The 13,802-nt window shown below is 63.4% G+C and carries 8 protein-coding genes and 1 pseudogene; 2 read left to right on the top strand and 7 right to left on the bottom strand.

Going from position 1 to position 13,802, the window contains the following annotated elements; genetic code table 11:
- Positions 1-279: 279 nt before the first annotated feature.
- The 5 genes from FRAAU_RS00065 to FRAAU_RS00085 form a co-directional block, all read right to left on the bottom strand.
- Entirely contained in the window at positions 280-1,101 is an 822-nt protein-coding gene (locus FRAAU_RS00065; RefSeq protein ID WP_014401531.1) for a hypothetical protein, read from the bottom strand.
- A gap of 75 nt (positions 1,102-1,176) precedes the next feature.
- The gene (locus FRAAU_RS00070) at positions 1,177-2,550 is read right to left on the bottom strand and encodes a hypothetical protein (protein WP_156803285.1); all 1,374 of its coding nucleotides are present in this window, start codon (positions 2,548-2,550) and stop codon (positions 1,177-1,179) included.
- A 122-nt stretch (positions 2,551-2,672) separates the two neighbouring features.
- Positions 2,673-3,563: an ABC transporter ATP-binding protein gene (locus tag FRAAU_RS00075; RefSeq protein WP_014401533.1), complete on the bottom strand. Its 891-nt coding sequence runs from the start codon at positions 3,561-3,563 to the stop codon at positions 2,673-2,675.
- A gap of 74 nt (positions 3,564-3,637) precedes the next feature.
- On the bottom strand, positions 3,638-4,024 hold the full coding sequence (locus tag FRAAU_RS00080) for a GntR family transcriptional regulator (RefSeq protein WP_014401534.1): 387 nt from the start codon (positions 4,022-4,024) through the stop codon (positions 3,638-3,640).
- 102 nt (positions 4,025-4,126) lie between these two features.
- Positions 4,127-6,157, bottom strand: coding sequence for a S9 family peptidase (locus FRAAU_RS00085; protein WP_014401535.1), 2,031 nt, complete (start codon positions 6,155-6,157; stop codon positions 4,127-4,129).
- A gap of 212 nt (positions 6,158-6,369) precedes the next feature.
- Between FRAAU_RS00085 and FRAAU_RS00090 the strand changes: the two are divergent.
- Both FRAAU_RS00090 and zwf read left to right on the top strand, forming a co-directional pair.
- A pseudogene (locus FRAAU_RS00090) lies at positions 6,370-8,196 on the top strand (glycoside hydrolase family 15 protein); the annotation flags it as partial.
- Positions 8,197-8,341: 145 nt separating this feature from the next.
- Positions 8,342-10,027 carry a glucose-6-phosphate dehydrogenase gene (gene zwf, locus FRAAU_RS00095; RefSeq protein WP_245546494.1) on the top strand — a complete coding sequence of 562 codons (1,686 nt, stop codon included), beginning with the start codon at positions 8,342-8,344 and terminating at the stop codon, positions 10,025-10,027.
- A gap of 197 nt (positions 10,028-10,224) precedes the next feature.
- On the opposite strand, the gene FRAAU_RS00100 is transcribed toward zwf, so the two are convergent.
- Together FRAAU_RS00100 and fucP are read right to left on the bottom strand one after the other, a co-directional pair.
- Positions 10,225-11,766 carry an FGGY-family carbohydrate kinase gene (locus tag FRAAU_RS00100; RefSeq protein ID WP_014401539.1) on the bottom strand — a complete coding sequence of 514 codons (1,542 nt, stop codon included), beginning with the start codon at positions 11,764-11,766 and terminating at the stop codon, positions 10,225-10,227.
- Positions 11,763-13,094 (bottom strand): L-fucose:H+ symporter permease, encoded by a 1,332-nt coding sequence (gene fucP, locus FRAAU_RS00105; RefSeq protein WP_014401540.1) that lies wholly within the window; start codon positions 13,092-13,094, stop codon positions 11,763-11,765. The genes FRAAU_RS00100 and fucP overlap by 4 nt, the downstream gene beginning before the upstream one ends.
- Between the last annotated feature and the right edge of the window lie 708 nt (positions 13,095-13,802).

The raw sequence follows: 13,802 nt of genomic DNA on the forward strand, positions 1-13,802 counted from the left end.
GACGGCCTTTAGATGGCAAGGAAACGACGACTTTATGCATGTCGGCGTTTCGCATGCTGCCTAGATGCCGTTCGCGCCTCGGCTGATGACGGCGGGCTGTCAGTGCGGATCAGCAGGTGCAGTGGTGGCGGGAGGCTGAAGTTGTCCACAGCCTGACGGCAATAAAGCTCCCGACAGACAGCAGAAATCCGGATCTGGAACGGCCCAACGGCCGATTGTGGATGAATGGGCCAATATTAGTGGAAAAGCTGTGGGCAAGCCTGTGGACAGTTGGTGGACTCAGGGGCTGGGCAGAAATGGATGCGGTCGATCGAACAGATTGGCCCAGCCCATCAGTACCATCCAGGCCATGGCGCCGTAATGGCTGATCCACAGCAGACCAAAGAAAGGTATGCCGGCGGCTGCGGCAACCATGCCGCCATGGCTGAGCCAGTCGGGCAGGGCAAAGCCCAGCAGGCTGAGCAGGGCCAGACTGGCCAGGATCAGGCCCAGTGCCAGAGGCGGCAACCGGCGGCCGCTGAAGGTATACAGCGCCAGAGTGATCAGGGTCAGCGTATTGCCGAACACGTTGGCGAAGACCAGCAGAGCCGCCAGCGCGCCACGCGAGGCGGTGATGCTGGCGATCAGCTCCAGCAGGCCCAGAGCCAGCAGCCAGCGCAGCGGCGGCAGGATGGCGGCACGGAGCAGGTCGCGATGGATCTGCGGGGCCGTGCCCAGCCCCGGCAGCAGGGCCAGCGTGCCCAGGCCGTGATCTGGTGCCTGCCAGTGTCGACGCAGTTGCAGGGCGGTCATGCCGACCAGGCCGAGACTGCCGAGCTGGACCCAGCCGGTGGTGAGTCCGCCAGCCCAGTCGTTCCAGATCTGGCTCAGCAGGTGACCGTACTCGCCGCCTGCCGGTCGGCCCGTGATGATACCCACAGCCAGCAGCACAAGAACTGGCAGCAGCAGCAAAGCGAGGCGCTTGCACCAGGAGATGGCAGTCAGCGGCATGATCAGACCACCCAGCACGATGCGAATACGCGGGATCACCTGAGGGCGATGCAGTTCGCGAGGGGCCACTGTCCAGGCCCAGCCCTGAAGCCAGCGATCGATGATCTTCATCCTGCCTGCCACCTTGTGCCTGTGCGAACCCCGGCGAGCTTAAGCCGGGGGCCGGCATGGCGCAATCGCCAGGTTTCAGCGTGCCAGGAAGGGGTGCGGCATGGCTTGCAGGCGTTGCCAGCAGCGACAGGCCACGATGATCAGGATCAGGATGGCGGCCAGCTGGGCCAGGATATCCACAAGCATCAGTGGATAAGTCCAGGTGCGGGTATCGGCGACATCTGTGGTACCCATCAGTATGATCGGCGTACTGTAGCCGAGGCAAAACACCAGGATCGCGCCGAGACTGGCCAGCCAGCGGTGCGTCTTGTTCAATTCCGCGCAATGGGTGATCGGATAGAGCGCGCCGACAATGCCTGCTGCATAGCCCGTCAGCAGGATCAGAGCGATCAGTCCCGCAGAGGAGAGATAGAGCGGATGCAGGCAGGCGATGACCAGATCGAACAACAGAGCCGCCGCCAGCACCCAGGCCGGCTTGCTGAATGTCAGGGTGCGCAGCACGTTGAGCGATGTCGTGTCGGATTGGCCCAGTCCAGGCAACAAGGCCATCAGCGCGAGTTCGCTGCTGTCCTGGCGCCATCGCCGGCGTACGGTCAGTCCCGGTGATACCGCATTATAGATGGCGATCATTGTTATCCCGGAGCCAAAAAGTCCGTAGATGGTGCCGATGAAGAATGCTTGGCCCAATTCGGAGAGATCCTTGGAGTGCAGTAGCGAGGTGAACACCATGAACAGGGCAGGGTAGATGGCGATGAAACCGATGAGTTTGAGGTAGTAGTTCCAATGCACCGGATTGAAGGCGCCTCCCAGCAGGATACGCAGACTGTAGACGGGACGATGCGGACCACCGCGACGAATGTCGGTTCTGGGTTGCATCCATTTCCAGGTCAGGGCCAGGTTCTGTTTGCTGCCGATGCCAGACCAGCTGTAGTTGGAGCTGCGCAATTGCAGAATCATAGGGGCTTTCAGCCCTGAGTCCGGCATGCCATAGCGGAAATAATGCCGGGCGAATCCGATGCAGACTGCCAGTAGGGCCAGCAGCAGGACGCCAAGACAGGTGTTCATCTCAGAGGTATGCTCCAAGGACATATGGTCCTTGAGATAGACGCTTCTACCGATGAGAGAAGGTGTCCAGCAGCCGATCACGAATATCCATCGGGGCACCCACAGTGCGGTCAATCCGACCATGATGGCGCAGGCAATGGAAAGCGAGGATGTCCATATGGATATACCTGCAAAATAAAATGCCACGGATGCTGGAACGATGCACAGCAAGGCCAGCCATAGCAAAGTCGAGAACGTCTTGAGGGCGGCGCCTGGAATGCGCAGGCGATGGCTGTCCAGTGCCAGAAGCAGGGTGGCTGAAGGAAATATACACCATGCGAAAAGCAGCTCCGCGCAGTACAGTGCAAGCCAAAATCCAGCCACTGATGCGCCGTGCTGATCCATGCCATGAAAGATGGTCAGCAGGACCAGGGTCGAGATCAGACCGCACAACCACAAGCCGATGCCGAAGCGGGCCCGCCAGGGGCGGACGGCCCGTAGCGGCAGGATCCGGTCGAGCACGGCATTCATTCGGCGATCTCCACAAACAGATCCTCCAGTCCCAGCACATCGAGTCGTGCACCTTCCAGCGTCACGGCCTGATGCCAGTGCTGGTCTTCGTCACATTCGATCACCAGGCTGCTGCTGCCATCGGCATGGCGTCGATGGCTGAGCGCCGGGATCTCGCCGATCACGCTTGCGAAGCGCGGCGGCAGCCACAGCCGGGCGTAGCGTTCCTTGGTGTCATCGACCGGGCAGTGCAGCAGCAGCCGGCCCTGGTGCAGAAAGGCGATATGCGAGGCGACCCGTTCCAGGTCGGAGACGATATGGGTGGAAAACACGACTGTGGTGCCGGCTTCGCCGGCGCGCAGGGCGATCTCGCGCAGCAGTTCGCGGCGTGCGACCGGATCCAGCGCGGCGGCCGGTTCGTCCAGTACCAGCAGCTCCGGCTGCGAGGCCAGTGCCCGCACCAGATCGACCCTTTGGCGCTCGCCGGGCGACAGCTTGGCCATCAGCTTGTTGGTGTCGATGTTCCAGCGCTGCAGGGTGTCTTGCGCATAGGCCGCATCCCAGCGGGGATAGAAGCGGCCGACAAAGTCCATCAACTGGCCGGCACTGAGCCAGGCCATGGCGTCGGGCTGCTGGGGCACATAGCTGATGCGCTGTTTGACGGCATCGGACAGCTTGAGCGCCGGGTCGCCAAACACCCAGGCCTGGCCTGTCTGAGGCTGGGTCAGGCCCAGCAGCAGTCGCAGCAGGGTGGATTTGCCTGCACCGTTGCGACCGACCAGACCCAGTACCTGCCCCGGTTCGACAATGAGCTTCAGTCGATCCAGCACGGTGTGTCCTGCATAGGCCTGGCTCAGGTCCAGAGCCTGCATGGCATAGGCGGCGTGTGCTTCAACGATGGCGGTCATGACAGTGGTTCCCTGGACACCTGCGTGACGAATGGACCGTACCGGCGGTCAGACCGGCACGGCCCGGAATGGGCTTATGGAGTGCCGAGCAATTGCTGCAACCGTTCCAGTACGGGGGCGGCGGCCAGCTCCAGCTCCTGCGCCTTGCGGCTCAGATCGAGCAGGGCCGGCTCCAGCAATCGCAGACGTTCGGCTTCGCTGTCGCCGCCCCCGCGGCGTGCAGCAACCACCATGCCCTTGCCGCGCAGGCGCTCCAGCAGGCCTTCGGATTCAGCCAGGCCGTAAGCGCGCGAGACAGTCATGGGATTGATGGCGTGGAAACCGGCGACTTCCCGGACCGATGGCAGCGTTTCACCGCTGACCAGCTGGCCACTGGCAATCAGCCGCCGCAACTGATCCACGATCTGTCGATAGATCGGATCCGAAGCCGTCGGTTGAATGATGAGAAGTGATGCATCCATGTGTATCAATACAACCATACACATAGGGCAAGGTCAAGCCTGTTCGGTGACAGGACATGGCATGCAAGCCGCCCGGAGCCTTCCGGCCCCGGGCGATGGCGTTCAGTGGCTGGCAGGCAGATAACGCTGGAACCATTCCAGCGCCCGCTGCAGCACATCGCGCTGATGCTGCGGATTGACGAAATGATGGCCTTCGCCAGGGTAGACCACCAGGCTGGTCGGCACCTTCAGGGCGCGCAGGGCATGCCAGAATTCGAAGGACTGCGGTGCCGGACACTCGGCATCGCGATCGCCGACCACGACCAAGGTCGGGGTGGTCACCTGCTTGATGAAACTGATCGGTGAGCTCTTGGCATAGACGGCCGGATCGTCATAGACGCTGGCACCGAAGAAGGGTTTCATCCACTGGTCGATCAAGTTCTCGCCGTAATAGCTCTGCCAGTCGGCAATGCCGGCACCGGCCACGGCGGCCTTGAAGCGATGGGTCTGGGTCACGGCGAACATCGTCGAGTAGCCGCCATAGCTCCAGCCGGTCACGCCCAGGCGCTGGTCGTCTACCGGGACCAGCTTTTCGACCTGATCCACACCCGCCAGGATGTCGCGCAGATCACCATGGCCGAAGTCCTTGCGGTTGGCCTGGACGAAGGATTCGCCCTCGCCGTAGCTGCCGCGAGGATTCGGCATCAGCACGAAATAGCCCAGCGCGGCCAGCGGCGCCGCACCGTAGCCGACACTTGGCCATGCCGGCAGGACCGCACCGGAAGGGCCGCCGTGGATGCTGACCACCATTGGATAGTGCTTGTTCGGATCATAGCCGGCCGGATACAGCAGCCAGCCCTGGACATGCTGGCCCTCGTTGTCCCATTCCACCGAGCGCGCCTGGCCCCAGGCCGGTCGGAGCTGGCTGTTGTAGGCTGTGACCGCGGGCGGCGGAGTACTGGACAAGGGTCCGGCATGAACCTCCCAGGCATGGTCGAAGTCGCTCTGGATATAGGCCAGATGATGGCCATCCGCCGACAGCGACAGGCCGCCCACGGCGCTGCCGTCACCGATCGAGGCTGCCAGGGTGAACAGCGGCTGCCATTGCAGGGCTCCGGAAGCCTCAAGCCGACCACGGGTCACCTGGGCATGGCCATTGACCATGCCGTTGATCAGCAGCTGGCGGTTGCCCTGCCACTGGAACCAGTTGGCCGTCAGATGGCTGCCGGTCATGGTGTCGATCACCTTCCCGCCGGTGGCGGCGACCTCGTAGATATCGCCGCCGGTAAAGCCCTGGTCGCTCATCAGACCGCCGACAAAGGCCAGCTGCCGACCATCGGGTGACCAGCGCGGCAGCGCGATCTGCAGGCCGTGCAGGGACGAGGTATCGGTCGACGAATCAAGCACCAGCCGTGGCTGCCCGCCAGCATGGGCCGGTGCGGTGTACAGCCTGGCCACCCACCAGTTGTTGTCGCCCGGGGGCGGGGCGGCGGTATACGCAATGCGGTCGCTGGCGGGTGCCCAGCTGAATTCATAGGCATAGCTGGTCGCGGCGGTCAGCGCCTGCAGATGGCTTGTGGCCGTGTCCAGGCTCATCACCTGCTGCACTTCCAGGCCATCCACGCCGATCTCGCCTTCCGCGGGCTTGGCGGCCGCCAGCGCGCTGGCGACACGGCTGGCTCCGGCGACATACAGAAAACCGAGATGACGCCCGTCAGGCGCCCAGCTCAGGCTGCTGACATAGCCGTGCAGGTGGGTCCAGCGGTGGGGACTGTCGGGCTGGCGGATATCCACGCTGTAGATATCGTCCTGAGCATGTGCCGGGTCTCCGCAGCGGGACAGAAAGGCAAGCCGGGTCGAATCCGGATTCCAGGCGATGCCTTTTTCAGCGCATTCGGCTGGAGTGTTCCCGGCACCGATGTGATGCACGTGCTGTCCCTCGGCATCGGCCAGCTGGATACTGTCTTGGCCATGTTCATTGATCACCCAGGCAAGATGCCGGCCATCGGGCGAGATCGCCACGGCACCGATATGACGAGCCTTGCCAAGTTCGGTCAGCAGCGGGGCGATGCGGGGATCCTGAGCGGGGCTGGCCAGCAACAGGCCGGGGCTGAGCGCGCAGGCGACAGCGAGCAGGGAACGGCGAAGATTCATGGGTATGGGAGCCAGTCAGCAGGACAAGCCCTTGACCTTAGCGCCTACGCCGGGGCTTACCAAGTGCGGTTCGACATGGCCTGGCTCTGCTGCTGGCGGCGGCAATTCAGGTGCCAGCAGGAACCGGCCCGCGATCGGGCGTATGATGCGACCTCATGTCCCAGGCTCGCACCCGGGCATGAGGTGATCCGGGATAGCTTTGGAGGAAGGCCGCGATGGCAGGCTCGATCGAAGACTATGCAATGATCGGCAACTGCCGCAGCGCCGCCCTGGTCAGCCGGCATGGCGTGATCGACTGGCTGTGTCTGCCTCGCTTCGACGCGGAGGCCTGTTTCGCGGCCTTGCTGGGCGATGACCGCCATGGCCACTGGTCGCTGCAACCGACCCGGCCAGCCCAGGCCAGTCGCCAGTACCGCGATGGCAGCCTGGTACTGGAAACCCTGTGGGTCTGCGAGACCGGACGGGTCCGGGTAATCGACTTCATGCCCAGCCGGGAGCGCCAGCCGGCCGGGGATCCGGCGGAGAGCGCCAGCGTGATCCGCCTGGTCGAAGGCATCGAAGGCCGGGTTGAACTGCTCAGCCGGCTGTTGCCGCGTTTCGACTATGGTCGTGTCGTGCCTGCCGTGCGACGGATGGGCTGCGGTGCCGTCACCGCCGTGGCCGGACCGCATCGGCTGGTGCTGCGCGGGGCCGATCAGGTCGAGATCGAGGATGCAGCCATGCTGGCCCGCTTCGAGGTGGCTGCCGGTGAAGTCCGCGCACTGGTGCTGGGCTATGACGCATCGCATTGGGAGGTGCCGGCTCCGCTGCAGGCCGGACGCGAACTGGAGCTGACCGAGGCCTTCTGGCACGGCTGGTCGTCGGTCTGCCGACGGGCCGGCGAGTGGAGCGATCTGGTCAGTCGCTCGCTGGTGACGCTGAAGGGCCTGAGTTATCTGCCGACCGGCGGTATCGTCGCCGCGGCCACCACCTCATTGCCGGAACAGCTGGGAGGCGCCCGCAACTGGGACTACCGGTACTGCTGGATCCGCGATGCCAGTCTGACCTTGTCGGCTTTGCTGAAAGCCGGTTATCGCGATGAAGCCATGGCCTGGCGCGAATGGGTCCGGCGTGCCGTGGCCGGCCGTCCCGAGCAGCTGCAGGTGATGTATGGCCTGGCCGGCGAACGGCGGCTTGATGAATATGAATTGTCCTGGCTGCCGGGCTATGAGGATTCCAGACCGGTTCGTGTCGGCAATGCGGCGGCATCCCAATTGCAGCTGGATATTTTCGGCGAGCTGGTCGGGATTCTGGCGGTGACCGGCGAGACGGAGACGGCATCGGCTGACAGTGACGACGGCCTCGGCCTGTCCTTCATGTTGCACCTCGAAGCAATATGGCAGCAGCCGGACGAGGGCCTGTGGGAAATTCGCGGCGAACCCCGGTGTTTCACCCATTCCCGGATCATGACCTGGCTGGCCTTTCGCCAGGCGGCTGACAGTCCGCGCCCGGTCGCGGCCCATCATCGGACGCGATGGGCGGCTCTGGCTGACCGTATCCGGAAGGAAGTGCTCCAGAAGGGCGTGGATTCCGAAGATGGCCATTTCGTGCAGTCCTTTGGCAGCCGGGCGCTGGATGCCAGCTTGTTGCTGGCACCGCTGGTAGGTTTTGTCGAGGCCACCGATCCACGCATGCGAGCCACGGTGGCCGCCATCGAGCAGCGACTGGTCCGTGGCGGGCTGGTCATGCGTTACGACACCGGCGATGGTGTCGATGGCCTGCAAGGCGGAGAAGGTGCCTTTCTGGCCTGCAGCTTCTGGCTGGTCGAGAATTACGTCCTGCAGGGCCGGATCACCGAAGCCAGGGCCTGGTTCGAACGGCTGGTGGGGCTCTGCAATGACGTCGGTCTGCTGGCCGAAGAATATGATCCCGTGTCGCAGCGCCAGCTGGGCAATTTCCCGCAGGCTTTTTCCCACGTGGCTCTGGTCCATGCCGCCTTCAGGCTGGCGGAAGCGGAGGCCGGCAAGGCCACCGGCGCAACGCCACCACCGGCGACATGATGGATGCGATTGAATGTATCTGCTGCCTGTCTCTACTCATCTCAAGGAACTCGTGATGGCTGATCCTGCAATAGCCCCTTCCCACGCCCATGCGGCGGCCGCTGGCGACAGTGCCCTGCCGGATCGCAAGCCGGATCCCTGCATCATGGTGATCTTCGGTGGCGGCGGCGACCTGACCAAGCGGCTGGTGGTACCGGCCTTGTACAACCTCAGCCGCAACGGCCTGCTGCCGGAACAGTTCGCGGTGCTCAGTGTCGACGGTGCCGATATCGGCGTGGAGACCTGGCTGAACAATCTGCATGCCTCGATGAAGAGTTTCGTGGCCACCCGCAATATCGAGTTGCAGTTGCAGGAGCTCGATGACAAGGCCTGGTCGCGGTTGACCGACTCGATGCATTACGTAGCGGGCGACTTTCTGGCGGAGGACACCTACCGGAACCTGGCGGAACAATTGCCCAGACTGGCCAGCCAGTACGGCATTGCGCCGAACGTGCTGTTTTACCTGGCCACTCCGGAACGTTTTTTCGGCGAAATCATCGACCGGCTGGGCGCTGCCGGCCTGGCCGACGAGGCAAGCGTCGGTGGCTGGCGGCGGGTGGTGATCGAAAAGCCGTTCGGGCACGATCTGGCTTCGGCCATGTCCCTCAATGCACGGATCGGGAAGGTGCTGCGCGAGGACCAGATCTTCCGCATCGATCATTTTCTTGGCAAGGAGACCGTGCAGAACATTCTGGCGTTCCGCTTCGCCAACGGTCTGTTCGAACCCAGCTGGAACCGCGACCGCATCGACCATGTGCAGATCACGGCGGCTGAAACGGTCGGGGTGGAAGGTCGCGGTGCCTTCTACGAGCAGACCGGCTGTCTGCGCGACATGGTCCCCAACCATCTGTTCCAGCTGCTGGCGATGGTCGCGATGGAGGCGCCTTCCTCGTTTGACGCCGAAGCCATCCGCCAGCGCAAGGCCGAGGTGATCGAGGCGATCCGGCCGATCGAGCCGGCGGATGCGGTACGTGGCCAGTACGGTGCCGGCGCTGTCAACCAGACCTTGAGCCGGGCCTATCGGGACGAGCCGAACGTGTCGCCGGAATCGGCCACTGAAACCTATGTCGCCTTGAAAGTGAATGTGGATACCTGGCGCTGGGCCGGGGTGCCGTTCTATCTGCGCACCGGCAAGCATATGGGTCGACGGACCACCGAGATCGCGATCCGTTTCAAATCGGCGCCGATCGCCTCCTTCCGCAGCTCGGGAGTGGATGCTTTCGGTCCCGACTGGCTGGTCCTGCAGATTCAGCCGGACGAGGGCATTTCCCTGCAGTTCGACGTGAAAAAACCGGGACCCAAGATGGCGCTGGCTCCGGTTCGGATGGACTTCAAGTATGCCGACTGGTTCCCCAGTGAATCCAATGTCGGTTACGAGACCCTGTTGTACGACTGCATGCTGGGTGATGCGACGCTGTTCCAGCGCGCTGACATGGTCGAGGCCTGCTGGAAGGCGGTACAGCCCATACTCGAGGCCTGGGCCAAGAGTCCGGCCATGGACTTTCCCAACTACGCCTCGGGCAGTGCCGGTCCGTCGGCGGCCGACACCCTGCTGGCAATCGGTCATGGTCATGCCTGGCGTCCTCTGGGACAGCCGCTGCTGCCTTACGGCAGCCGCCGCAAGGCGGTACGTGATGCCGAGGCGGCCAGGAGCGAGACGGCTGCGGTCAAAACGGCCACCAGACGCCGCAAGGTGAAAACGGACAAGGCCGGCGAACCTGATCAGGCCTCGGCCAAGAGCGCTGCCGAATCGACACCCAAGCGGACACGGGCAGCAAAGCCGTCGGCCTGATCGCTGGCGGCCATCATGGCCGGAGTGTCTGACGACAAGGGATGCATTGGCTGATATCCCGGCTCGATCATGATGCTCCGGTCATGCGCCGCCGGACCTGGCGGACACCGTCGATGTCGGCGCAGGCACATGGGCCGTGGTCCGGTTGCCGGCCGCATGGAGTCAATCCAGGCCATGCCGGCAACCTGGTCAGGGTGTCAATTGGCGCCGCCCAGCTTCTGCAAGCGATGCTGCAGCGGCCTGAGCACCGGGTAGAGCTCGCGGTACAGCTCGAAGAGGGCCTGATAGCGCGAAGCGTGGGCGGTTTGCGGAGAGGCCCGTCGCTGCAGATGGATCCAGCCACCATGGATGGCCTCGGCACTGACCTCGCCGGCGCCGATGCCGGCCAGCAGGGCTGCTCCCAGCGCGGCTTCGACCTGCTCTGCAATGGTATAGACATCGCGCTGGGTGACATCGGCGATGATCTGCATCCACAGATCCGAATGGGCACCGCCGCCGACAACGATCAGACGCTCGTCCAGATGGACGTCAGGGCCGGTACCGGCATCGATATTGTGGCGCAAGGCCATCGCCACGCCTTCCAGCACGGCCCGATACAGATGGCCTCGGCCATGCTGCAGTCCCAGGCCCACAAAGGCCGCACTGGCACGGGCATCCCATACCGGACTGCGTTCTCCCATCAGATAGGGCAGAAACAGCAGACCGTCCGCCGTGGGCGGCGTGGCAGCGGCCTCGGCTTCCATGCGCTGATGCAGTTCCGCCTCGCTCAGTTCGGGGTGTTCTGGGCGGTAGAACCGGTCGCGGAACCAGCTGACGGCGCCACCGGCGGTGAGGGCTCCGCCGAACCGGTACAGATAGCGTCGGCCGTCCAGCACATAGGGAAAGCTGACCAGTCCCTGCGGAGCCTGATCGCTGTCATCGATATAGCCCCAGCACATGCTGGTGCCCAGCATGGCCACGTGTTGGCCGGGCCGGGTCACACCGGCGGCGAAGGTGGCGATGGCGGCATCGACGCCGCCGATATGGATCGGCAGACCTTCAGGCAGGCCCAGCGTTTCGGCCAGCTCGGTCTGCAGATGGCCTGCCACGGCGGTGGAATCGATGAGCCGTCCGGGCAGCTTGTCCACGGGGATATCCATGGCATCCAGCAGCTCCTGTGACCAGGTGCGTGCATGGATGGCATAGATACCGCCGATATTGCCGGCCGAGCTGTGATCGATGGCCACCTCGCCGGTCAGGCACCAGGCGATATAGCTGTTGGGCGGCAGCAGATACCGGGTTCGCGCCCAGACATCGGGGCGATGTCGCTGCAGCCACAGTATCTTGGTGAAACCGTAATAGCTGTCGATGCCATTGCCGGTGATGGCCTGGAGCCGATCAAGACCGATATGCTGGCGGACCCATTCAGCCTCGGCTTCGGCTCGTCGATCCTGCCAGATCAGGCAGGGATGCAGAGGCTGCATATCCGCATCCACCGGTATCCCCGAACCGCCATAGAGGCTGCTGATGCAGAGACCGCGGATATCGGCACGGGTTTCCTCGTCAATCTCCGCGAGACAGGCAGCGATGCAGTGGCCTACCGCCTGCCACCAGACCTCGGGCCACTGTTCGGCATGCAATGGAGCCGGCCGGTCCACTTCATAGCTTTTGCTGGCGGAGGATCGCAGCTTGCCGGAGGCATCCACCAGTACCGCCTTGGTACTCTGGGTGCCGATATCGATGCCCAGGAAGTGACTCATTGCGGCTGATCCGCGAACTCGCCACGGGCGAGTTCCGGTGAACGTCGGCAGTAGGCGGCGAAACCGGCGATGACCACGAAGCAGGCCAGCGGCACGCTGTAGGCCAGCTGCATGTTGCCGCCGCTGGCGTCGGAAACATAACCCTGCAGCAAGGGCACGATGCCACCGCCGCTGATGCTCATCACCAGAACCGATCCGCCATAGGCACGGTCATGACCCAGCCCGTCGACGGTCAGGCCATAGATGGTCGGCCAGCAGGGACCGAGCAGGCCGCTGACCAGGATGGCGGCGTAGACGGCACTGAAGTTGTGCACGGTCACGGCATAGGCCAGCGCCGCGATGCACAGCAGGGCATAGACAAACAGCACCTGGGCCGGCCGGGCATGGCGCATGAAGGCATTGGCGATCAGCTTGCCGACGAAGAAGGCCACGAACGAGGCGATCAGATACATCGAGGCTTGACGTTCGCCGAGATGGCCCAGGCCCATGGTCAGACGGATCACGAAACTCCACACTCCGACCTGGGCGCCGACATACAGGAACTGGGTCAGCACGCCGAACACAAAGCGGGGCTGGCGGAACAGACGTCCCAGGGCACCCAGCGTGTCCATCCGCTGTGCACGTGAAGGATCCGGACCTTTGCAGGCGGGGTAGCGGGTCAGACCGATCGCGATGATGACCACCGCCAGCACGGCCAGCAGATAGCGATAGGGTTCGAGGGTGGCATGGATCATCGCCAGCTGATGCTGCCAGGCCTGGCTGGCCGGCATTTCCCGCAATTGTTCCAGAGACAGGTCACCCTGCTTGAAGATCAGCCAGGAGCCCATGCTGGAACCCAGGATCGCGCCGATCGGCTGGAACGCGCTGGCCAGGTTGAGGCGGTGGGTACCTTTGCCCGGCGGGCCCAGCAAGGTGCAGTAGGTGTCGGCGGCGGTCTCGATGAAGACGAGGCCGGCCGCGACCACGAACAGGGCGACGAAGAACAGCTGGTAGCGGGCCAGCATGGCCGCAGGGAAGAACAGCAGGCAGCCGACGACATACAGCAGCAGACCGGTCAGGATCGAGGATTTGTAGCTGAATCGCTTGATCACCATCGCGGCGGGTATCGCCAGCACCAGATAGCTGATGTAGAACGAGAACTGGACCAATGCCGACTGGAAATCGGACAGCATGAAGGCTTTGCGGAACTGGCCGATCAGCACGTCATTGAGGCTCATGGCACAGCCCCACAGCGAAAACAGGCAGCAAAGAAGGCCGAATGCGAACAAGGGCGTACGGTTCAGATAGAAGCCGTCGGAGAGCTGGACTACGGGGGACTGGGTACGCAAGAGCTGGTCACTCGTTCACTTGTAAATGAGGAATCTTAGCAAGCCATCCTGAACTGGTTCCATCCGCGCCGCAACAATATTTTCAGGCGACACAAGGACTGGACGGCTCCAGGCATAGCAATGAAATACCAGTGACAAGGCTTTCATATCAACAAATTAGATCGATCTATATCTTTGGGTGCAGCTGTGTCATGCCCCTTTCAAGTCGCTTCATTCAGGCCATGCAATTGAAGTGGTATGGTTTTGGACAGTGGTATTTCCTGCAGCATGGAAGCCTGGCCGCACGTATCGGTGAGTCGGTTGGCGGGGGGCATGGCAGCAGCGGGCCGATATCTTGAAGGCAGACATGTCCGGACATGCCGCCGCGCACGTTGCCTGCGCTTTGCGACACGCTGTCAGCTCGACATGCGAGGGTCGAGGCGCCCGTCAGAACGGCACCAGAAACCTGAGCGCTGCCATGGGCCGTGGGGCGCGGGTTTGCTCAGCCAGCGCCGATGGATTCGGCCGCCGGCATGACCGGCATCTGCCGATGCCCATCGGATCAGCGGTATCTCAATCGGTCATATCCCATACTGTGGGAGCGGAAATCGGAGGGCAGGTGGCGGCCGCAAGGCGCTGACCGTGGTGGCGGAATCGTTTTGCCTGGGCCAGCAGTTGGGGATCGGTCAGGCGAGAGCCGCGATGCCGGTGGGTGTGGCAGATTGCGGA

Origin of the sequence: Frateuria aurantia DSM 6220 (assembly GCF_000242255.2) — a bacterium.
GTDB lineage: Bacteria > Pseudomonadota > Gammaproteobacteria > Xanthomonadales > Rhodanobacteraceae > Frateuria > Frateuria aurantia.

Bases quoted from the DNA above. Each gene is read 5' to 3' on its own strand.
- FRAAU_RS00065 (WP_014401531.1), bottom strand. From the start codon at position 1,101: ATGAAGATCATCGATCGCTGGCTTCAGGGCTGGGCCTGGACAGTGGCC.
- FRAAU_RS00070 (WP_156803285.1), bottom strand. From the start codon at position 2,550: ATGGATCAGCACGGCGCATCAGTGGCTGGATTTTGGCTTGCACTGTAC.
- FRAAU_RS00075 (WP_014401533.1), bottom strand. From the start codon at position 3,563: ATGACCGCCATCGTTGAAGCACACGCCGCCTATGCCATGCAGGCTCTG.
- FRAAU_RS00080 (WP_014401534.1), bottom strand. From the start codon at position 4,024: ATGGATGCATCACTTCTCATCATTCAACCGACGGCTTCGGATCCGATC.
- FRAAU_RS00085 (WP_014401535.1), bottom strand. From the start codon at position 6,157: ATGAATCTTCGCCGTTCCCTGCTCGCTGTCGCCTGCGCGCTCAGCCCC.
- zwf (WP_245546494.1), top strand. From the start codon at position 8,342: ATGGTGATCTTCGGTGGCGGCGGCGACCTGACCAAGCGGCTGGTGGTA.
- FRAAU_RS00100 (WP_014401539.1), bottom strand. From the start codon at position 11,766: ATGAGTCACTTCCTGGGCATCGATATCGGCACCCAGAGTACCAAGGCG.